The 1,520-nt window shown below is 55.1% G+C and carries 1 rRNA gene; it reads left to right on the top strand.

From position 1 onward, the window contains the following. A 23S ribosomal RNA gene (locus tag ACZ9BC_RS22685) occupies nt 1-1,520 on the top strand; the annotation flags it as partial.

Below are 1,520 nucleotides of genomic sequence, written 5' to 3'. Positions count from 1 at the left end.
AGGGTTTTGGTGGAGCGCAGGACCTGATCCTGGGAGGCAAGCGTATTAACAGGTGTGACGCAGGAAGGTAGCCGAGCCGGGCGATGGTTGTCCCGGTCTAAGGATGTAGGGCGAACGGTAGGCAAATCCGCTGTTCATGATGCCTGAGATCTGATGGGACCCCCGTTTGGGGGGATTTGGTGATCCTATGCTGCCGAGAAAAGCATCGACGCGAGGTTTTAGCCGCCCGTACCCCAAACCGACACAGGTGATCAGGTAGAGAATACTAAGGCGATCGAGAGAATTATGGTTAAGGAACTCGGCAAAATGCCCCCGTAACTTCGGGAGAAGGGGGGCCCCAACCTTGATGGACACTTGCTGTCCGGAGGGGATCGGGGCCGCAGAGACCAGGGGGAAGCGACTGTTTACTAAAAACACAGGTCCGTGCGAAGTCGCAAGACGATGTATACGGACTGACTCCTGCCCGGTGCTGGAAGGTTAAGAGGACCGGTTAGCCTCACGGCGAAGCTGAGAATTTAAGCCCCAGTAAACGGCGGTGGTAACTATAACCATCCTAAGGTAGCGAAATTCCTTGTCGGGTAAGTTCCGACCTGCACGAATGGAGTAACGACTTCCCCGCTGTCTCAACCATAAACTCGGCGAAATTGCAGTACGAGTAAAGATGCTCGTTACGCGCAGCAGGACGGAAAGACCCCGAGACCTTTACTATAGTTTGGTATTGGTGTTCGGAGTGGCTTGTGTAGGATAGGTGGGAGACGTTGAAGCCCGGACGCCAGTTCGGGTGGAGTCATCGTTGAAATACCACTCTGGTCACTTTGGACATCTAACTTCGGCCCGTAATCCGGGTCAGGGACAGTGCCTGATGGGTAGTTTAACTGGGGCGGTTGCCTCCTAAAAAGTAACGGAGGCGCCCAAAGGTTCCCTCAGCCTGGTTGGCAATCAGGTGTCGAGTGTAAGTGCACAAGGGAGCTTGACTGTGAGAGAGACATCTCGAGCAGGGACGAAAGTCGGGACTAGTGATCCGGCGGTACATTGTGGAATGGCCGTCGCTCAACGGATAAAAGGTACCTCGGGGATAACAGGCTGATCTTGCCCAAGAGTCCATATCGACGGCATGGTTTGGCACCTCGATGTCGGCTCGTCGCATCCTGGGGCTGGAGTAGGTCCCAAGGGTTGGGCTGTTCGCCCATTAAAGCGGTACGCGAGCTGGGTTTAGAACGTCGTGAGACAGTTCGGTCCCTATCCGCTGCGCGCGCAGGAAATTTGAGAAGGGCTGTCCTTAGTACGAGAGGACCGGGACGGACGAACCTCTGGTGTGTCAGTTGTACTGCCAAGTGCACCGCTGATTAGCTACGTTCGGATGGGATAACCGCTGAAAGCATCTAAGCGGGAAGCTCGCTTCAAGATGAGATTTCCATACACCTCGTGTGTGAGAGGCCCCCAGCCAGACCACTGGGTTGATAGGCCGGATGTGGAAGCGAGGACTAACGACTCGTGAAGCTGACCGGTACTAATAGGCC

The organism is Pseudarthrobacter sp. TE3704 (genome assembly GCF_056279405.1).
This window is presented reverse-complemented; position numbering and strand designations above follow the sequence as displayed.